Genomic DNA, 17963 nt, shown 5'->3' with positions numbered 1-17963 from the left:
TTTGAGATCGGACACGCATCAGGCCCGCTTAAATGGACTTAGATATCCAGGCAAATCTTGCCGAAATGCTGGTTGGTTTCCTGATACTTGAACGCCTCGACAATCTCGCTCAAAGGGAAATGACGGTCGATCACAGGGCGCATGCCATTGGCATTGATGGCTCGGATCATGTCTTGCTGCTGGCTGCGGCTACCCACCAATACACCTTGCAGGCGCACTTGCTTGACCAGTGCGGGGACGAAGTTCATGGCACCGCTGACACCGCTCAATATCCCGATGACGGAGATATGACCCGCTACCCGAATGGCAATCATCGACTGCTCAAGCGTTGCTGGGCCGCCAACTTCGATGATGTGGTCGACACCACGGCCACCTGTCAAAGCACGTGCAGTTTCGCCCCAGTTGAGGTCTTTGCGGTAATTGATGACATGATCAGCGCCGAGCGCTTTCAAGCGTTCAAGTTTTTCGTCGCTTGAGGAGGTGGCAATGACGGTAGCACCGGCCATCTTAGCGAACTGCAGGGCGAAGATTGAAACGCCACCGGTGCCCTGGACCAGCACGGTGTCGCCTGGCTTGAGCGAGTCATCGGCCATCAGCGCGCGCCATGCAGTGAGGCCTGCGGTGGTCAGCGTCGAGGCTTCTGCGTGGCTGTAGCCGGTAGGTGCGAGGGTGAACGAGGTGGCCTTGGCGGTCACTTGCTCGCGAGCGTAGCCGTCGATGCCATCGCCTGGCACGCTGACAAAGCCTTCAACCAGGGGCACACCGTCGATCCACTCCGGGAAGAAGGTGCTGACAACCGAGTCACCCACCTTGAATTCAGTGACATCCGGGCCCACGGCAATCACTTCACCTGCACCATCGGCCATGGGGATGCGTTTTTCGCTAGGGCCCCACATACCGCTGACCACCGCGAAGTCGTGGTAATTGAGCGCGTTGGCGTAGAGGCGCACGGTGATCTCGCCATGCGCTGCGGCCTGGACTTCGCTGCTGCCCACCACGACGTTTTCATAGCCGCCACCGGGTTGGACGAAGATAGTATTGTTGCTCATAGGAGGCTCCTCATGTTTTTTAATTACGCGAAATAACGAAATGAAAGCTTAAAAATTACAACGTGATGACCAGCTTGGCCGCAAAGTCTTTGATCGCCTGCTCATTGCGCCGGTAGTAAGTCCACTTTCCGATGCGCGTGGTCAGCACGAAGCCCGCACGCTGCAAGATGGCCAAATGTGCAGACGCGGTAGACGGCGACAGCCCTGCCTTGTGCTGCAAATGAGTCACGCACACGCCAAGCGCAGGATCGCCATGGTCCTGAGGCGGGAAATGACTGACTGGGTCTTTGAGCCACTCCATCATTTCCATGCGAGTGTCGTTGCCCAGGGCTTTGAGCTGTTCGAGAATCATGGGCAGCGATGTTACGCTTTTTTACGAAATGTTCAATCGATAATCTATAACTCCCGCCTAAAGACGCCCCGTGGCGAAACCGCCCGTGCTCACTTCGCGCGAGACCCAGGCGGGCACGTCGGCCAAAGGCGTGCGCGAGCCGTATTGCAAGTACCCTGCACGGCGTGCGCGAGTACCTGCTGCCAACGTGCAATGCGTGCGGCGGCATTGGCGCACGCGCGGATCAAGGCCATCGCTTTCTGCGAGCAGGGTTTTGCTGAGTTGCCAGCTGGCATAGCCGGCGCCGATGCCAGGCCGTGTGGCGGAGTCGCTATCGCGCTGGGGCATGCGGCCTCACACAGGGTGCAGTAGTGGGTCCCAGGGCTGGAGTCGAACCAGCGCCCACTCGGGTAGCAGCCGAGCGTTCTACCGCTGAACTACCTCGGAACAGGGCGGCTGTCGGGGAAGGTTGGAAAGATGTGAAGTCCGAGGCATTCGTGGGCATGTGCGATGTAGATGCAGGGCAGAGATTTTCGGCTAGGGGTTCTCGCCAAGGCCTCAGTCGCCCAGCGCTGTAGCGTGGCCCCTCCGAGGTTCAGCCCGCGCGGCCATGTTCAAATTCCAGGCAAAAAACTCGCCTTTTTTACGCCTGCGATGAATCAGGGCCCTATCCGTTGGGCAGGGCGTGTGGCGAATGGGTTGCGCACAGGCTGTCTGGCACGGACCCATGCCTCGATGACGTCTCGCTCTTCCCCGTCCATCCCCTCCCATGAGTTACCATACCGTCCATTCGCAACACGCCCTTTCCCCCGCCCCGCCACCCCCGGCGCGGCCCGACTTCACAGGTCATCCATGCGTCTGTTTCACACCTCCGACTGGCACCTGGGCCAGAGCCTGCACGGCCAGGAACGCGACTTTGAACACGCCTGTTTCTTCGACTGGCTGCTCGGCCAGTTGCAGCTGCGCCAGCCGGATGCGCTGCTGATCGCGGGTGATCTGTTCGACACCGTCAACCCGCCTGTCAAGGCGCAGGAGCGGCTGTACGACTTCATCGTCAGGGCCCACGAGCAACTGCCCAAGCTCGACATCGTGATGATTGCCGGCAACCACGATTCAGGCTCGCGCATCGAGCTGCCGGCGGCGCTGATGCGGCGCCTGCGCACCCATGCGCTGGGCCGCGTGCATTGGCTCGACGAGGGCGAGCTGGATGCCGAGCGGCTGCTGATTCCGTTGACCAACGCACGCGGCAAGGTCTGTGCCTGGTGCCTGGCGCTGCCGTTCCTGCGCCCAGCCGAAGTGACCGGGCCGCAGCTGGGCGATGACTACCTCAAAGGCATCGCCAAGGTCCACGAACAGCTGACCGCCGCCGCGCAAGGCAAGCGCAAGAAAGATCAGGCCCTGGTCGCCATTAGCCACGCGCACATGGCCGGTGGCTCGGTGTCGGAAGACTCCGAGCGCAGCCTGGTCATCGGCAATGCCGAGGCGCTGCCGGCGCGCTTGTTCGACCCGTGCATCGCCTACGTTGCGCTGGGCCATCTGCACAAGCCGCAGCAGGTCAACCGCGAGTCGCGCATCCGCTACAGCGGCTCGCCGCTGCCGCTGTCGTTCGCCGAAATCAATTACCCGCACCAGGTGCTGGAGATCGAGCTGGAGGGCGCCGAGCTGGTCAGCGTCGAGCCGCGGCTGGTGCCGCGTGCCGTGGCCTTGCTGCGCGTCGGCCCGGCGCCGCTGGCCGAGGTGCTGACGCAGCTGGCCGAGTTGCCGGCGCCCGACCTGCTGCAAGACCCCAATCGTCAGCCGTGGCTGGAAGTGCGCGTGCGTCTGGATGAACCGCAGCCCGACCTGCGCCAGCAGATCGACACGGCCCTGAGCGGCAAGGCCGTGCGCCTGGTGCGCATCGGCGCCGAGTACGCCGGTACGACCGACGCCAGCGACGACGGCCAAGGTTTCGTCGAGCTCAGCCAGCTCACCCCGCAAGACCTCTTCAGCCGCGCCTGGGCCCAGGCCTATGGCAACGAGGTCGACGAGCAGACGCTGGCCGACTTCGCGCAATTGCTGCAGGACGTGCAACTGGAGGAGCAGCAGCCATGAAGATTCTTGCCATTCGCTTGAAGAACCTGGCTTCGCTGGCCGGGCCGGTTGAAATCGACTTCACTGCCGAACCGCTGGCCAGCGCTGGCCTGTTCGCCATCACCGGCCCGACCGGCGCGGGTAAAAGCACCTTGCTCGATGCCCTGTGCCTGGCGCTGTTCGGCACTGTACCGCGGCTCAACGACCTTGGCCGCGAAACCAAGGTACCGGATGCCGAGGGCGATATCGCCACCAGCGATCCGCGCAATCTGCTGCGCCGTGGCACCGGCAGCGGTTACGCCGAGGTTGATTTCGTGGGCGTCGACGGCCGCCGCTACCGTGCCCGCTGGGAAGCCAACCGCGCCCGCGACAAGGCCAACGGCAAGCTGCAGAACAGCCGGCAAAGCCTCTACGACCTCGACAGCGAGCAGCTGCTGGGCAGCGGCAAGCAGGAATACAAAGAACTGCTGGAAACCCGCCTGGGCCTGAACTTCGAGCAGTTCACCCGCGCGGTGATGCTGGCCCAGAGCGAGTTCAGCGCTTTCCTCAAGGCCAACGACAAGGACCGCAGCGAGCTGCTGGAAAAGCTCACCAACACCTCGATCTACACGCGCCTGGGGCAACGTGCGTTCAGCAAGGCCACGGAGGCGAAGAAGGTTCAGCAGACGCTGCTGGACCGGGCCAGTCACGTGCAGCCGATGGCCAGCGAGGCCCGCGCCGAGCTGGAGCAGACCTTGCTCGGCGCGCAGCAGCAGTTCAAAGCCGATCAGGACCAGCAACGTCAGTTGGAACGCCAACGGGCCTGGGCGCAGGAACAGCAACAGTTGCAGGCACAATTTCAGGCCGCGCAACAGGCACTGGCCGCTGCTGAGCAGCAGGTCCAGGGCCTGGCCGCCCAGCGCAGCGATCTGCAACGCCTGGAACAACTGGCGCCGCAGCGCCACCAGTTCCAACGTGAACAGCAGGTCATGGCGCAGTTGCAGCCCTTGGCCGCCGCGCTGGCTGAGCACCTCCAGCAACAAACGGCCGTGCAGGCCCGCCGTGAAACGCTCGAAGGCGCGCTGGCCACTGCCGCACAGACACTGGCAGCGCGTCAGCAACAGGACGCCGACAGCGCACCACGGCTACGTCAGGCGTTCGCCGCACAAGACACGCGCACGCGCCTGCAAGATGAGCTGAGCAAAGCCGGTAGCGCCGTCGAGCAGGCCGAACAGGCCTGCGCCGCCTTGCAGCAGCAACGCGAACAGTTGGAGGCCGCGCAGCAGCGCGATGAGGCGCAGCTCACGCAGCTGGAGCAGGCCCTGACCCAGAGCGCCGCACTGGCGACCTTGGGCGATGCCTGGCAGGCCTATCGCGGCCAGTTGCAACAGGTGCTGCAGATCGCCAACCGGCTCAGCCAGGGGCGTGAGGAGCTGCCGGCCTTGCAGGCGCAGGTCAGCCAGGCCAACGCCCAGGTTCTCCAGCAGCGCCAGGCCCTCGACCTGCTCTACCGTGAAGGCGGTGCCGAACCGCAGGCCGTGGATGAACAGCTCGACTTGCTCAGCGCCATGTTGCAAGACAACCGCAAGCAACAACGCGCGGTCGACGAAGCGGCACGCCTGCACGGGCAGGCCCACGACGTGCAGCAACGCCTGGACACGCTCAAAGCGCGTCAGCAGCACGCCTTGCAGCAGCGCCAGCAGCTGATTCAGGACGGCACCGCCGCGAAAACCGAACACGCCACTGCCGAGCAGGCGCTGGCCGTGACCCGGCAGTTGCTGGAGCGCCAGCGTCTGGCCCGTCACGACAGCGTCGAGGCCTTGCGTGCACAACTGCGCGAGGGCGAGCCGTGCAGCGTCTGCGGCAGCCTGGAGCACCCCTTCCATCAGCCTGAGGCGCTGCTGCACAGCCTCGGCCAGCACGACGAGGCCGAGCAAGCCGCAGCCGTCGCCCACGTGCAGCAGCTCGCCAAGCGCCTGGACACGCTGCGCAGCGAGCTGGGTGGGGTGAACGGGCAGCTCAAGGCCTATCAGCAGGAGCAAACGCAGCTCGATACGCAGTGGCAGCCGCTCCAGCAGCAGCTCGAAGCGCTGGCCCTCTGGCCCGCGCTGCAGACCCAGGAGCCAGCTGCACGCGGTACCTGGCTCGACGGCCAGGCGCGGCGCCTGGAGCAGGAAATCCATCGCGATGAGCAGCGTCAGCAGGCCTTGAACCGCCTGCAACGTGACGCCGCCCAGGCCACCAAGCAACTGCACGCGGGCCAAGAAGCCCAGCAGCACGCCGAACAACGCCTGGGCCAGCAACATGCTGCGCTGGCCGCCGACCAACAACGCCTCGACCAGGCCTATGGCGATTTCGCCGAGGTGCTGCCGAACGAGCGTCTGCAAGCCCTGCGCGAGCAGCCTGCCGAGGCGTTCATGGCCCTCGACCAGCAGCTCAGCGAGCGCCTGCAGCAGCTTGAGCAGCGCCGCGAGCAGCAGCAGGAGCACCAGCGCCGCCAGCAGCAACTGGAACGCCTGCTCGATCAGCAGCAGGGCCGTAGCGAGCAGCAGCAGCAACTGCGCGCGCAGCTCGACGCCCTCACCGCGCAGCACGCCCAAGCCCACGCGGCCCTGGCCGACCTGCTGGGCGAGCATGCCAGCGCCGAGGCCTGGCAGAGCCATGTGCAGCAACAGCTTGAACACGCACGCAGCGGCCATGCCGACACCGAGCGCCAGTTGCAGACGACCCACACCGAAGCGGTGCAGCTGGCCAGTGAGCTCAAGGCCAAACGCGCCCGCCAGCACGAGCTGGAGCAGGAACACCAACAGCTGCAGCAGGCCATCGCCCAGTGGCGTGCGGCGCATGCCGACCTCGACGACGCCGGCCTCGAGCGCCTGCTGGCCATCGACGACACGCAGCGCGCGGCCTTGCGCCAGGGCCTGCAAGACGCCGACTCCGCGCTCGATCAAGCGCGCATCCGTGTGCAAGAGCGCGAGCAACGCCTGCAGCAGCATCAGCAACCTGACCTCGAGCCGTTGCCGGCCGATGCTCTGGAGCAGGCGCTGGCCGAGACTGCGCAACGCCTGGCCCACCACGAGCAGCACTGCGCCGAACTGCGGGCGCAGCAAGCCGAAGACCAACGCCGCCAGCAGGTTTGCGAGGCACTGGCTGCCGAAATCGCCCACGCCGAGCAGCACTGGCAGCGCTGGGCGCGGCTCAACGCGCTGATCGGCTCGGCCTCGGGCGATGTCTTCCGCAAGATCGCCCAGGGCTACAACCTCGACCTGCTGCTGCACCATGCCAACACCCAACTGCGCCAGCTGGCCCGGCGCTATCGCCTCAAACGCGGCGGTAGCGCCCTCGGCCTGCTGGTGATGGACACCGAGATGGGCGATGAGCTGCGCTCGGTGCATTCGTTGTCGGGCGGTGAGACCTTCCTGGTCTCGCTGGCCCTGGCCCTGGGGCTGGCGTCGATGGCCTCCAGCACGCTGCGCATCGAGTCGCTGTTCATCGACGAAGGCTTCGGCAGCCTCGACCCTGAATCGCTGCAGCTGGCGATGGATGCCCTGGATGGCCTGCAAGCCCAAGGGCGCAAAGTGGCGGTGATCTCCCATGTGCAGGAAATGCACGAGCGTATTCCTGTGCAGATCCAGGTGCGGCGTCAGGGTAATGGGTTGAGCGATGTCGAGGTGTGTGGCTGAGCCTGAGCCGGCAAAGCTCGCTGCAGGGTGCGTCGCGATGCGGCGCAGCAGCCCCAATGGCCGCCATTGCGTTGTGTCAGGTGGGCCGGTGGTGCTGAACTGGGCCGGCTGTGCCGGCCATCGCGGCAGTAGCCGCTCCTGAAGGGACCGTGTGAATCTCAGGCAACACGCAACCCACGTAGGGGCGAGCTTGCTCGCGATGGCCGGCGAAGCCGGCCCAGGGCAGCCACCCCCATTTAGACGCCATCGTGGGCGCCTGGATGAGGCCGACTGCGGCGGCCATCGCGGCAATCCGGAGCGCCGGACCGGCCGTTTCCTACCGGGACCGCGTGTTTTGCCAAGAGGTGGCACAGAGAGAAGACCGCAAGAACCTGCCACCGCAGCCCCGGTACGGCGAACAGGCTTCTACCCAGGTGCCGCGCCAGAGAGCATTCGAGTCACCCCCGAGGGGCCGGAGCGCAGCGGTGACGGCTGGGCGCTCTCTATTCAATGAACTTCAAATCCGACGGCGCCGGCTGTGCAAAGCGCTGCACAACCTCGCCCAATGTCCCCTCACGCGGATCACGTTGAATCACCACGATCTCGTTGCTGTGCTGGTTCGCCACCAACAAGAATTGCCCATCCGGCGCTACGACGAATTCACGCGGGTGCTCGCCCTCCGCTGCGCGGCGCTGCAACAGGGTCAGCCGGCCATCGTCGGGGTTCACCCGATAGGCCACGATCTGGTTGGCCTGGCCACGGTTGCTGACGTAAAGAAAACGCCCATCGGCTGACAAATGCAGCCCGCCTGCCGCCTTGAATGCAGGGTCGGCCTGATCGGTGAGCGGCAGACGCTGGCTGAGCGCGAGCTGCCCGTCGGGTTTGACCGTGAGCATGGCCACTTCACCCGACATTTCCAGCGTCAGGTAGGCGTGCTTGCCCTTGGCATCGAACTGCAGGTGGCGCGGCCCGCTGCCAGGCGGCAGTGACAGGCTGGCCGTCGGCGCTGAGCTGAGCGGTTGGGTGTCATTGGCAGCGTCGTAGCGGTAGATGAACACCTTGTCGGCGCCCAGGTCGCTGGCGTACAGGTGCTGGCCGTCGGGTGCGAGCACCACCGAGTGCACGTGTGCCTCGGTCTGGCGCTCGGCGTCGACCTTGCTGGGGGCGTGGCGCAGGTCCTGGGTGGCGGTGGTGAGCGTGCCGTCGCGGCGCACCGGCAAGGCCACCAGGCTACCGCCCGGCGTTTTGGCGCCGTAGTTGGCGACGAACAAGTAGCGCTGGTCACGGCTGAGGCTGGCATGGGTCGGCTCGCCGCCCTGGCTGGCAATCTTGCCCAGCGGGCTGAGGGCGCCGTCTTTGCCGACGGCAAAGCTGCTGACCTGGCCGTCGGGCGCTTCGTTGACCGAGTACAGCTGGCGCTGGTCTTCTGACAACACCAGCCAGGAAGGATTGGCAGCGCGCACCACTTGCAGCGGGGTCGCGTCGATCTGCCCTTGCCTGGGCTCGAAGTGATAGCGGTAGATGCCGTGGCTGTCGCCATCGGTGTAGCTGCCCACCAGCAGCGTGGCGGCGTGGCTGTGCAGGGTCAGGCTCATCAAGCCGGTGCTAAGCAGGTGTTTGTAGATCCTGTTCATCGTTGTCCTCGTCCGGGGCCCGCAGTGCGCTCATGCACACCAGCCGGTGTTCGCCTTGGACACCGTCGAGGCGCCATTGCTCACCCTCACTTTGCGCGGCGGCAATCTGTTGCGGGCTGAACTGCCAGCGGCGCAGTTGCCGACCGTCCATGCACTCGGCCATCAGGCCGTTGTCGTCGAGGTGAAAGTCGAAACAGTGCAGGTCATCGATCAGCAGCATGTCGCAGGCTTGAAGGGCAGCAAGGAGGGTCATGGGAAATCCGCAACGAAAAAAGGCGTGCAGTATACCTGCTGCGGGCCAACCTCACGCACGGCTGAAGACCGGTAGCGGAACGCGCGCCCGTCAGACAGAGGCCTGCAAACCGTTTGTCCGCCCCAGTGTGTACGTGAGTGGGTGTGGGTGTGTATGTGGGTGCAGGAGCGAGCTTGCTGGCGAAGGGCTGCCAAGCAGCCCCCACCGCGAACCCGCCGCTTCATCAGGTGGGATCGCTGCAAGCAGCGGATGGAAGCTGCGGATAGACGTCGTGCGTGGGGGCGGCTTTGCCGCCCTTCGCGAGCAAGCTCGCTCACAGGGCGCATCCAGGGCACATCGCGGGCTGGCTTGCGCCTGCAATCAATGTGCGAGCAGCGATCCGCCTTTCTTGCCCGCCAGCCGCGCCGGCTTGATCAGGAAGCGCGCCAGCGCCGGCAGCAGCCACAGGGCGCCGATCATGTTCCAGAGCAGCATGAAGGTCAGCATCAAGCCCATGTCGGCCTGGAACTTGATGGCCGAGAAAATCCATGTGCACGTGCCAATCGCCAGGCACAGGCCGGTGAACAGCACGGCTTTGCCGGTCGAGCGCAGGGTCTGGTAGTAGGCCTCCTGCAACGGCAGGCCGGCGCGCAGGAAATGCTCCAGACGGCTGTAGATGTAGATCCCGTAGTCCACGCCGATGCCCACGCCCAGCGCCACCACCGGCAGGGTCGCAACCTTCACGCCGATGCCCATGAAGGCCATCAGCGCGTTGCCCAGCACCGAGGTCAGCACCAGCGGTAGCACGATGCACAAGGTGGCGGCGAAGGAGCGGAAGGTCACCAGGCACATCAAGGCGACACACAGATACACCAGCAGCAGGATCGTCAGCTCGGCGGACTTGATCACCTCGTTGGTAGCTGCCTCGATCCCGGCGTTGCCCGCTGCCAGAAGGAACTGCAGGCCGTCGCGGTCATGGCTGCTGGCGAATTCGCGGGCCACGCCGGTCACCTGCTCCAAGGTCTCGGCCTTGTGGTCGTTGAGAAACACCAGCACCGGCGCCAGCGAGCAATCGGCGTTGTACAGGCCGTCGGCGCGGGCGATGGAGTTGTTCAGCACATCGGGGTTGCGCGACAGCGTCTCCCACTTCAGGCTGCCCTCGTTCATGCCCTTGATCACCTGCTTGGACACCGTTACCAGAGAAATCGCCGACTGCACGCCGGGGGTGTTGTGCATCGTCCACATCAGCTCATCGATGGGCGCCAGGGTCGAATGCACCGAGCACTGTTCGGCGGGGGTCTTGACCATCACCACCAACACGTCGGAACTGGTCGAGTAGTTGTCGATGATGAAACGGTTGTCTTGGTTGTAGCGCGAATCAGGGCGCAGCTCCGGGGCGCCTTGGTCAAGATCGCCGATCTTCAGGTGCTGGCTGTACCAGAGGCCACCGGCGAACGCTAGCAGCGCCAGGCCGATGGACACCGGTGCCACGCGGGCGCTGGCGAACGTGCTCAGCAGCCGCCAGAACGGGTGCTCGCGATAGGCATCGGCCTTGCTGCGGGCAATCGCCTTGGCACTGATGCCGACATAGGAAATCGCCACCGGCAGCAGGATCAGGTTGGTGAACACGATCACCGCCACGCCCAGCGAAGCACCGATGGCCAACTCGCGAATCACGCCGATGTCGATCACCAGCAAGGTGATGAAGCCCACCGCGTCGGCCAGGATGGCGATCATCCCCGGCAGGAACAGTTGGCGGAAGGTGCGTCGCGCCGCTGTCAGCGCACTGTCGGCGTCGCTGGACTGCAGGGCGATGCCGTTGATTTTCTGCACGCCATGGGAAATGCCAATGGCGAAGATGAGAAACGGCACCAGCATCGAGTACGGGTCCAGGCCAAAGCCCACGGCGTGCATCAGCCCCAGTTGCCAGACCACCGCCACCAGCGTGGTGATGAGCACGGCCACGGTACTGCGGATGCAGCGCGTGAAGGCGTAGAGCAGCACCAGGGTGATCAGCAGCGCCACGCCGAAGAACACCACCACCATCAGCAGCCCGTCGATCAGGTCACCGACCTTCTTGGCGAAGCCGACGATGTGCACCTTTACGTTGGGGTTCTGCGCTTGGAACTTGTCGCGGATCTTGTCTTCGAGCTGATGGGAGAACTGCTGATAGTCCAGTTTCAGCTGGCGGCTCTGGTCTTGCGGGTCGGGGTAGCTTTCCAGCAACGGCACATCGACGATGCTGGAACGGAAGTTGTTCGCCACCAGCCGCCCGACCTGGCCGGACTTGAGCACGTTGTCGCGCAGCGCATCGAGGCTGGCGGGCGAGCCATCGTAGGTGTTGGGAATCACCTCACCGCCGGCGAAGCCTTCTTCGGTCACCTCGGTCCAGCGCACACTGGGGCTCCACAAGGATTTCAGCCCGCCGCGGTCAACGCCCGGCAGATAGAACACCTCGTCATGGACTTGGCGCAGGGTCTCCATGTACGCCGGGTCGAAGATGTCACCGTTCACCGCCTCGACCGAAATGCGCACCGAGTTGCCCAGATTGGCCAGGTCGTTACGGTGTTCGAGCATGCGTTCGATGAAAGGGTGTTGCAGTGGGATCATCTTCTCGAAGCTGGTGGACGGGCGAATCAACGTGGCTTGCCAGAACAGCAGCACACTGACCAGCAGGCACAGGACGATCACGCCCGGGCGGTGGGTGAAGATCAGCCGCTCCAGCCAGGTGGCGTGAGCATCGTCAGGGGTAATGCGCTGCTGTTCGTTCATGGCTGCACCTCTTGGTCTGCGCCTTCGGCCGTGGCCAGACGAATGCCGCCCTGCCCCACCAGCAGCAGGCCGTTGGTGCGCCCGGCGACAGCGGACAGCGCCAGGCGGTCGGGGCGGTTGAACACGCTGAAGTGCTCGCCATCATCGAGGCTGCGCAGCACGCTGCCGCCGTTGCCGACGATCACCACGCTGCCATCTGCGAGCAACGCGCCGCCTGCCAGGCCGAAGGCAAGGGGCCCGCGCGCGGTTTGTAGCTGAACGGTCTGCCAGCTGTCACCGAAATCGGTCGAGCGCAGCAGATTGCCGCGCAGCCCGTACGCCAGCACCGTGCCGGGCGTGGCGGTGCCGAGCACGCCGAACAGTGACCCTTCGTAGGGCCCTTCAACGCGCGACCACTGTTGCCCGCCGTCGCTGGAGCGGTACAGGCTGCCCTGCTCACCGACGATGAACAGGCCGCGGTCCTTGATCGCGGTGATGGCGTTGAGGTGCAGTTGATCGGGGTTGTCGAGGCGTTCGCTGACATCCTGCCAGCGCTGGCCGCCGTCGCGGGTTTCCAACAGCGCGCCATAGGCGCCGACGGCGAAACCGTGTTGGCCATCGAGGAAGTGCACATCGAGCAGCGGCGCTTCACGGGCGAGGTCTTCGAACTGCTTGTTCCAGGTGGCGCCGCCGTCGCGGGTGGCGAGGATCTGCGCATCATGGCCCACCGCCCAGCCGTGCTGGCTGTCGACGAAATACACGGCGGTCAGCAGTTGTCGGGTCGGTACGTGGGCCTGGGTCCAGGTCGCGCCTTGGTCGTCGGACAGCAGCACATGCCCGCGTTCGCCCACCACCACCAGGCGGTCACCGGCATGCGCGGCGTCGATCAACAGGCTGTGGCTGGCGCGGGGCGAGGCCACGGCCATCTCCTCCTGCGCCTCAAGGCTGCCTGCCCACATGGCAAGCGCGATGCCCAGCAGCATCACTTTCACTAGCGAACTGGCAGCGTGGCTGCCACGAACCTTTGACCGTGCCGTCATGGCGTTCCCCTGTTGTTGTTCTTGGCGGGGGCATGCGCCCGCGCGAGCAGCGCGGTGAAGGCGGACCCCGAGGAAACAGATGCTGCGATAGCGATGGGCCATCCTAGCGGGGACGGCAACGCAATTACAACGACAACACGGGGGTTATTCGGTCTGTGAATACAGCCGCCCTCTGCCCCCGTGTCGGGAGCGCTCGGTCAACGGTCAACAGCCTCAGTATTGGCCACGAAGCGCAACCAGCCGGCTGTCCGCGATTGGCCATCGGCGCGGTCCTTGGGGTGGCGGATGCCCTCGGTGACCGGCACTTCGACGAAATCGAACGGGCTCAGGCCCTCGAGGCACGCCACGTTGATGCCGTATTGATCGGGCGAGGAGCGCCGTTGGTGAAAGGTGTAGATGCCGCAGTGCGAGCAGAAGTAGTGCTTGGCCTGACCCGTATTGAACTGGTACAGCGTCAGCGCCGCCTGGCCCTGCTCGACCACGAGGTCGGCAAGGTCTGCCGAGACCGCCACCGCGCCGCGCATCCGGCAGTAGGAGCAGTTGCAGCGGCGGGCAGTGTTCAGGCCGTCAGCCAGGCGTACCGTGAAACGCACAGTGCCGCAGTGGCAGGCGCCGTTATGCAGGGGGCGGGTGTCGAGAGCAGTCATGGCAGCACCGTGTTGGCAAGGTGCTTGGCAGCATAGCTGGCCCGCGGCATCCGACCACCTTTGCGACGGTGCAGCGCGTCGGTTGCGGCTCGTCAGGGCCACACTTGCGCGGCGCGTTTGACCGTCAATTTCGAGCGCAGTGCACTGAGTGCAATCGTGTGCACGGGCTCGGTGGGCGCGGCGCAGAGGTCTTCCACAACCACCACCTCAAAGGCCTCAGCCGCCTTGGACAGCGCTGTGAACGCCACGCAGTTCTGGGTCATCATTCCGCAGATGAGCAGGGTCGTGACGTCGATCAGATGGCTCGCCAGGTCGGTCTCCTGAAACGCATCGGCCAGATGCTTGAGCACGATCGGCGCGTCTTGGGCAACGTCGAGAATGGCCGGCCTGATCGCCGCCCCTGCGCTGCCCGCCGCGAACAGACCGTTGGCCGCGGTGGAGTGGTGCTGCACCAGCACGATGCGGTCACCGGCGTGGCGTGCGCGTTCGATCGCCGCGCAGAGGTTCGCCGTGGTCGCTTCGACGTCATGCAACGGCAGCACGCCGTCGGCGAAGTAGTCATTCTGAATATCGATCACAACCAGTGCGCGGCTCATGTCGGTGTCCTCCAGGGGGTCAGTGGCTGTGACTCTAACCCTGTCGCGGTCCGGCAACGACTGGCCGGATAGCCATCTTTCGATTAGATTCGGCCAATGAAGATCGCCCTCCTCGCCTACGACCATGTCAGCCCGTTCATGCTCTCGACACCGCTTGCGGTATTCGAGGGCGCGGCCCTGGCTGCACCCCATGACGTGATCGTCTGTGCGAGCAATCGGCGGGCGCTGGGGCCTGGCGGGCTGAGCTTCAACCTCAGCGCCGACCTGGACGCCGCGAGCGATGCTGACCTGGTGCTGCTGCCGGGCTGGTGCGACGCGCAGGAGCCGGTGACCGACGAGCTGGTCGAGGTGCTGCGCCGCGCCGCCCAGCGAGGCGCCGTGGTGGTCGGCCTGTGCCTGGGTACGTTCGGTCTGGCGCAGGCAGGCCTGCTGGATGGGCGGCGTGCAACCACGCACTGGGCCGAGGCCGCACGCTTCGCGGCGCGCTTCCCCGCCGTGGACGTCGATGCAGGCGCGTTGTTCATCGATGAGGGCTCGGTGGTGACCTCTGCCGGTGTCGCAGCGGGGCTCGATTGCTGCTTGCACCTGGTGGCGCGGTTTTGCGGGCAAGCCGAAGCCAATCGCATCGCGCGCCAGTTGGTGGTGGCGCCGCAGCGCTCAGGGGCCCATGCGCAGCTTCCCGAGCGCCCGGCACCTGTATCCCTGGCCGAGCATCGGGTGGCGGATTTGCTTGAAGCGCTGTGGCACGACCCGCGCGACACACCTTCGCTCGACGCCTTGGCCAAACGCGCGGGGGTGAGCACGCGCAGCCTGACACGGCATATCCGTACCCGGACCGGGGACAGTCTCGCAGGCTGGTTGAGACGGGCGCGCATTGCGCGCGCCCAGGAACTGCTGGCGCGCGGCAGCCCGATCGAGCTGGCGGCCGTGCAGTGCGGCTTTGCCGATGGGCAGGCCATGCGTCAGGCGTTTCAACGTGAGCATGGGATGTCACCGCGGCAGTGGGCAGCCAAGCAGCGCTTGGACTATCGCCTGTGAGGGATCCCAGCGACCGCGATCGCGGAGGGCCCGCTGTCGGCGCTGCACCCCTGCCCCAAGCCGGCGCCAGCCCGCACCCACAGCGCCGCAGGTCGAGCGTCGGCGCCAGTACTGAAAAAGCCCGCCCTCGAATCCGAGCGCGGGCTTGTCTGAACACTCGCCAGCAGCGACTTACGCCAGGCTTTTGCTCACCACTTCATACACGTCACTGGACAACGAACCGGCATCCAGAATCCGCTGCAACTCACCTTTCATCAGCGCCTGACGCGCCGCGTCGTATTTGCGCCAGCGGGTCAACGGCGCCAGTTGGCGCGAGGCGATCTGCGGGTTGAAGGCATTCAGCTCGATCACCAGATCGGCCAGGAAGCGGTAGCCCGAGCCATCGGCGGCGTGGAAGTTGACCAGGTTCTGCCCGGCGAAGGCGCCGATCAGCGCGCGCACCTTGTTGGGGTTCTTCAAGGTGAAGGCCGGGTGCTGCATCAGCGCCTTGACCCGCGCCAGGCCACCGGGCTGAGTACTGGCGGCCTGCACGCTGAACCACTGGTCCATGACCAACGGGTTGTCCTTGAAGTGCTCGGCAAACACGTCCAGCGCGTGCTGGCGCTCGGCGCTGAACGGCGAGTTGACCAGCACGGCCAGGGCCGTGAGGCGTTCGGTCATGTTATCGCACTGGTCGAACTGCTCCAGCGTGGCGGCCAACACATCCGGCTCGCCGGTCAGCATCAGGTAGGACAACGCGATGTTCTGCAGGCCGCGACGGGCAAAGTGCTCGGCCGCTGCCACGTACGGCGTTTCACGCGACACCGCGCGGTTGGCCTGGTAGCGCGCCCACAGGGCGTCGTGCAACTGCTCGGCGATCTGCTGGCGCGCGAAGTCGCGGGCGGCGTGAATGGCGTCGACGTCGGCCACTTCGCTGATCTCGGTCAGGTAGCCCTCGCCTGGCAGCGAAAGCATTTCGGCAACCATGGCCGGGTCCAGCGATTCGTTGCCCAGTACCGTGCCCAGGGCGGTGATCAGTCGCGCATCGAGCGTGAACGCTTCGCCGCGCTGGTGCTGGCCGATCAGCTCCTGCAGCACCTGCACCGACAGTTGCTGGCCAGCCTCCCAGCGGTTGAACCCGTCGCTGTCGTGCTGCATGAGGAACATCAACTGATCGCGGTCGTAGGGGAAGCTCCATTTGACCGGCGCGCTGAAACCGCGCAGCAAGGACGGCAGCGGCTTGGCGGTGAGGCCCTCGAAGACGAAGGTCTGCTCGGCCTCGGTCACCGACAGCACGCGGGAGGTGCCGTGGGCTGCGTTTTCACCGGCCAGTCGCAAAGGCAGGTCGTTGCCGTCGCGGTCGAGCAGGCCCAGCTCGACCGGGATCACGAACGGGAGTTTTTCGCGGCCATCCGGGGTTGTCGGACAGCTCTGGCGGAAAGTCAGGCTGTAGCGCCCGGCTGGGGCATCCCAGGCTTCGCTGATGGCCAGGCGCGGCGTGCCGGCCTGCACGTACCAGCGCTTGAACTGGGTGAGGTCGGCGCCGGTGGCGTCTTCCATGGCCTGGATGAAGTCATCGCAGGTCACGGCCTGGCCATCGTGGCGTTCGAAGTACAGGTCGCTGCCTTTGCGAAAGCCCTCGGCGCCGAGCAGGGTACGGACCATGCGCACCACTTCCGAACCCTTCTCGTAGACGGTCAGGGTGTAGAAGTTGGAAATCTCGATGAAGCTGTCCGGGCGTACCGGGTGGGCCATGGGGCCGGCGTCTTCGGCGAACTGGTGAGTGCGCAGGTAGGCTACATCCTCGATGCGCTTGACTGTGCGCGAGTTCATGTCGGCGCTGAACTCGGCGTCGCGGAACACCGTGAAGCCTTCCTTGAGCGAGAGCTGGAACCAGTCGCGGCAGGTCACGCGGTTGCCCGACCAGTTGTGGAAGTATTCGTGGGCCACCACCGCTTCCACGCGCTGGTGCGCGGCGTCAGTGGCGGTTTCGGCGCGGGCCAGCACGCAGCTGGAGTTGAAGATGTTCAGGCCCTTGTTTTCCATGGCGCCCATGTTGAAGTCGTTGACCGCAACGATCATGAAGATGTCCAGGTCGTACTCGCGGCCGTACACCTCTTCATCCCAACGCATGGATTTCTTCAGGCTGACCATGGCGTGGTCGCACTTGTCGAGGTTCTCGGGCTCGACATAGATCCGCAGGGCCACGTCGCGGCCGGACTGACGGGTGAAACTGTCCTCGACGCACCACAAGTCACCGGCCACCAGCGCAAACAGGTACGCCGGTTTCATGAACGGGTCTTCCCAGGTCGCCCAGTGCCGGCCATCGTCGGCCGGGCCGCTGCCGATCGGGTTGCCGTTGGACAGCAGGATCGGATAGCGCTGCTGGTCGGCGATCACCGTGGTGGTGAACACGCTCATCACGTCTGGACGGTCGAGGTAATAGGTGATCTTGCGGAAACCTTCGGCCTCGCACTGGGTGCAGAACATCTTGCCGGACGTGTACAGGCCTTCGAGGGCAGTGTTGCTTTCCGGGTGGATGCGCACCGAGGTGTCGAGGGTGAAGCGCTCGCTGGTCGGGTGCAGGGTCAGGCTGTCGGCGTCTGTCTGGTAGGCGCCCTCGCTCAGGGCCTGGTCGTCCAGCTGCACGCTGAGCAGCTCAAGTTGCTGGCCGTCGAGCACCAGGGCCGGCAGGCCGGCACCGCGCGCCGGGTTACGGCGCATCACCAGTTGCGCATGGACCAGGGTGTGGTCCTCGAACAGCTCGAAGGTCAGGTGCGTCTCGTCGATCAGGTACTCAGGCGCCTGGTAGTCCTTGAGGTAGATCGCTTGCGGTTGTTCGGTGCGCATGGGGCGGTCCTTTTACTGGAGTTCGGTCTGAACGATCTTGAGACGAAGATCGGGCAAGGCTGTGCGCCGCGACTGCGTTTCACGCAGCCTGGCCTGGTTTCAAGG

13 protein-coding genes and 1 tRNA gene are annotated in these 17963 nt (G+C 65.2%); 3 read left to right on the top strand and 11 right to left on the bottom strand.

The features are described from left to right. Positions 1–38: 38 nt before the first annotated feature. The 4 genes from SJI00_RS05660 to SJI00_RS05645 form a co-directional block, all read right to left on the bottom strand. Positions 39–1049 (bottom strand): zinc-dependent alcohol dehydrogenase family protein, encoded by a 1011-nt coding sequence (locus SJI00_RS05660; protein WP_322460751.1) that lies wholly within the window; start codon positions 1047–1049, stop codon positions 39–41. Between the two features lie 55 nt (positions 1050–1104). Next, positions 1105–1401, bottom strand: a complete 297-nt coding sequence (locus tag SJI00_RS05655) for an ArsR/SmtB family transcription factor (protein WP_322460750.1) — start codon at positions 1399–1401, stop codon at positions 1105–1107. Between the two features lie 57 nt (positions 1402–1458). Next, complete coding sequence (locus SJI00_RS05650; protein WP_322460749.1) at positions 1459–1728, bottom strand: hypothetical protein; 270 nt, start codon at positions 1726–1728, stop codon at positions 1459–1461. Positions 1729–1752: 24 nt separating this feature from the next. Continuing rightward, a tRNA-Ser gene (locus tag SJI00_RS05645) sits at positions 1753–1827 on the bottom strand. A 405-nt stretch (positions 1828–2232) separates the two neighbouring features. Here SJI00_RS05645 and SJI00_RS05640 point away from each other — a divergent pair. Together SJI00_RS05640 and SJI00_RS05635 are read left to right on the top strand one after the other, a co-directional pair. Then, the gene (locus SJI00_RS05640; protein WP_322460748.1) at positions 2233–3471 is read left to right on the top strand and encodes an exonuclease SbcCD subunit D C-terminal domain-containing protein; all 1239 of its coding nucleotides are present in this window, start codon (positions 2233–2235) and stop codon (positions 3469–3471) included. Beyond that, positions 3468–7112, top strand: a complete 3645-nt coding sequence (locus tag SJI00_RS05635; protein ID WP_322460747.1) for an AAA family ATPase — start codon at positions 3468–3470, stop codon at positions 7110–7112. The genes SJI00_RS05640 and SJI00_RS05635 overlap by 4 nt, the downstream gene beginning before the upstream one ends. A gap of 482 nt (positions 7113–7594) precedes the next feature. Here the strand turns inward: SJI00_RS05635 and SJI00_RS05630 are convergent, their stop codons facing one another. The 6 genes from SJI00_RS05630 to SJI00_RS05605 all read right to left on the bottom strand — a co-directional run bounded on the left by SJI00_RS05630 (position 7595) and on the right by SJI00_RS05605 (position 13991). Continuing rightward, positions 7595–8725, bottom strand: coding sequence for a lactonase family protein (locus SJI00_RS05630; protein WP_322460746.1), 1131 nt, complete (start codon positions 8723–8725; stop codon positions 7595–7597). Further along, positions 8697–8978 (bottom strand): DUF5629 family protein, encoded by a 282-nt coding sequence (locus tag SJI00_RS05625; RefSeq protein WP_322460745.1) that lies wholly within the window; start codon positions 8976–8978, stop codon positions 8697–8699. Before SJI00_RS05625 ends, SJI00_RS05630 begins: the two co-directional genes overlap by 29 nt. A 360-nt stretch (positions 8979–9338) precedes the next feature. Further along, positions 9339–11729: an efflux RND transporter permease subunit gene (locus SJI00_RS05620; RefSeq protein WP_322460744.1), complete on the bottom strand. Its 2391-nt coding sequence runs from the start codon at positions 11727–11729 to the stop codon at positions 9339–9341. Further along, positions 11726–12748, bottom strand: a complete 1023-nt coding sequence (locus SJI00_RS05615) for a WD40/YVTN/BNR-like repeat-containing protein (protein WP_322460743.1) — start codon at positions 12746–12748, stop codon at positions 11726–11728. Before SJI00_RS05615 ends, SJI00_RS05620 begins: the two co-directional genes overlap by 4 nt. Before the next feature lie 197 nt (positions 12749–12945). Further along, entirely contained in the window at positions 12946–13395 is a 450-nt protein-coding gene (locus SJI00_RS05610) for a GFA family protein (RefSeq protein ID WP_322460742.1), read from the bottom strand. Between the two features lie 92 nt (positions 13396–13487). Beyond that, on the bottom strand, positions 13488–13991 hold the full coding sequence (locus SJI00_RS05605; protein WP_322460741.1) for an isochorismatase family protein: 504 nt from the start codon (positions 13989–13991) through the stop codon (positions 13488–13490). 96 nt (positions 13992–14087) lie between these two features. On the opposite strand from SJI00_RS05605, the gene SJI00_RS05600 reads away from it, so the two are divergent. Further along, positions 14088–15029, top strand: coding sequence for a GlxA family transcriptional regulator (locus tag SJI00_RS05600; protein ID WP_322460740.1), 942 nt, complete (start codon positions 14088–14090; stop codon positions 15027–15029). A gap of 171 nt (positions 15030–15200) precedes the next feature. Here SJI00_RS05600 and pepN read toward each other — a convergent pair whose 3' ends face one another. Further along, positions 15201–17858: an aminopeptidase N gene (gene pepN, locus SJI00_RS05595; protein ID WP_322460739.1), complete on the bottom strand. Its 2658-nt coding sequence runs from the start codon at positions 17856–17858 to the stop codon at positions 15201–15203. Between the last annotated feature and the right edge of the window lie 105 nt (positions 17859–17963).

The sequence above is a fragment of the Pseudomonas gebzensis genome (assembly GCF_034427815.1).
In the GTDB taxonomy this organism is placed as follows: Bacteria; Pseudomonadota; Gammaproteobacteria; order Pseudomonadales; family Pseudomonadaceae; genus Aquipseudomonas.
The sequence above is the reverse complement of the archived record's forward strand: the minus strand, read 5'-3'. Positions and strand labels throughout refer to the sequence as shown.

What these genes read in the sequence shown, in the direction of transcription:
- SJI00_RS05660 (WP_322460751.1), bottom strand. Translation starts at nt 1,049, where the DNA reads ATGAGCAACAATACTATCTTCGTCCAACCCGGTGGCGGCTATGAAAAC.
- SJI00_RS05655 (WP_322460750.1), bottom strand. Translation starts at nt 1,401, where the DNA reads ATGATTCTCGAACAGCTCAAAGCCCTGGGCAACGACACTCGCATGGAA.
- SJI00_RS05650 (WP_322460749.1), bottom strand. Translation starts at nt 1,728, where the DNA reads ATGCCCCAGCGCGATAGCGACTCCGCCACACGGCCTGGCATCGGCGCC.
- SJI00_RS05640 (WP_322460748.1), top strand. Translation starts at nt 2,233, where the DNA reads ATGCGTCTGTTTCACACCTCCGACTGGCACCTGGGCCAGAGCCTGCAC.
- SJI00_RS05635 (WP_322460747.1), top strand. Translation starts at nt 3,468, where the DNA reads ATGAAGATTCTTGCCATTCGCTTGAAGAACCTGGCTTCGCTGGCCGGG.
- SJI00_RS05630 (WP_322460746.1), bottom strand. Translation starts at nt 8,725, where the DNA reads ATGAACAGGATCTACAAACACCTGCTTAGCACCGGCTTGATGAGCCTG.
- SJI00_RS05625 (WP_322460745.1), bottom strand. Translation starts at nt 8,978, where the DNA reads ATGACCCTCCTTGCTGCCCTTCAAGCCTGCGACATGCTGCTGATCGAT.
- SJI00_RS05620 (WP_322460744.1), bottom strand. Translation starts at nt 11,729, where the DNA reads ATGAACGAACAGCAGCGCATTACCCCTGACGATGCTCACGCCACCTGG.
- SJI00_RS05615 (WP_322460743.1), bottom strand. Translation starts at nt 12,748, where the DNA reads ATGACGGCACGGTCAAAGGTTCGTGGCAGCCACGCTGCCAGTTCGCTA.
- SJI00_RS05610 (WP_322460742.1), bottom strand. Translation starts at nt 13,395, where the DNA reads ATGACTGCTCTCGACACCCGCCCCCTGCATAACGGCGCCTGCCACTGC.
- SJI00_RS05605 (WP_322460741.1), bottom strand. Translation starts at nt 13,991, where the DNA reads ATGAGCCGCGCACTGGTTGTGATCGATATTCAGAATGACTACTTCGCC.
- SJI00_RS05600 (WP_322460740.1), top strand. Translation starts at nt 14,088, where the DNA reads ATGAAGATCGCCCTCCTCGCCTACGACCATGTCAGCCCGTTCATGCTC.
- pepN (WP_322460739.1), bottom strand. Translation starts at nt 17,858, where the DNA reads ATGCGCACCGAACAACCGCAAGCGATCTACCTCAAGGACTACCAGGCG.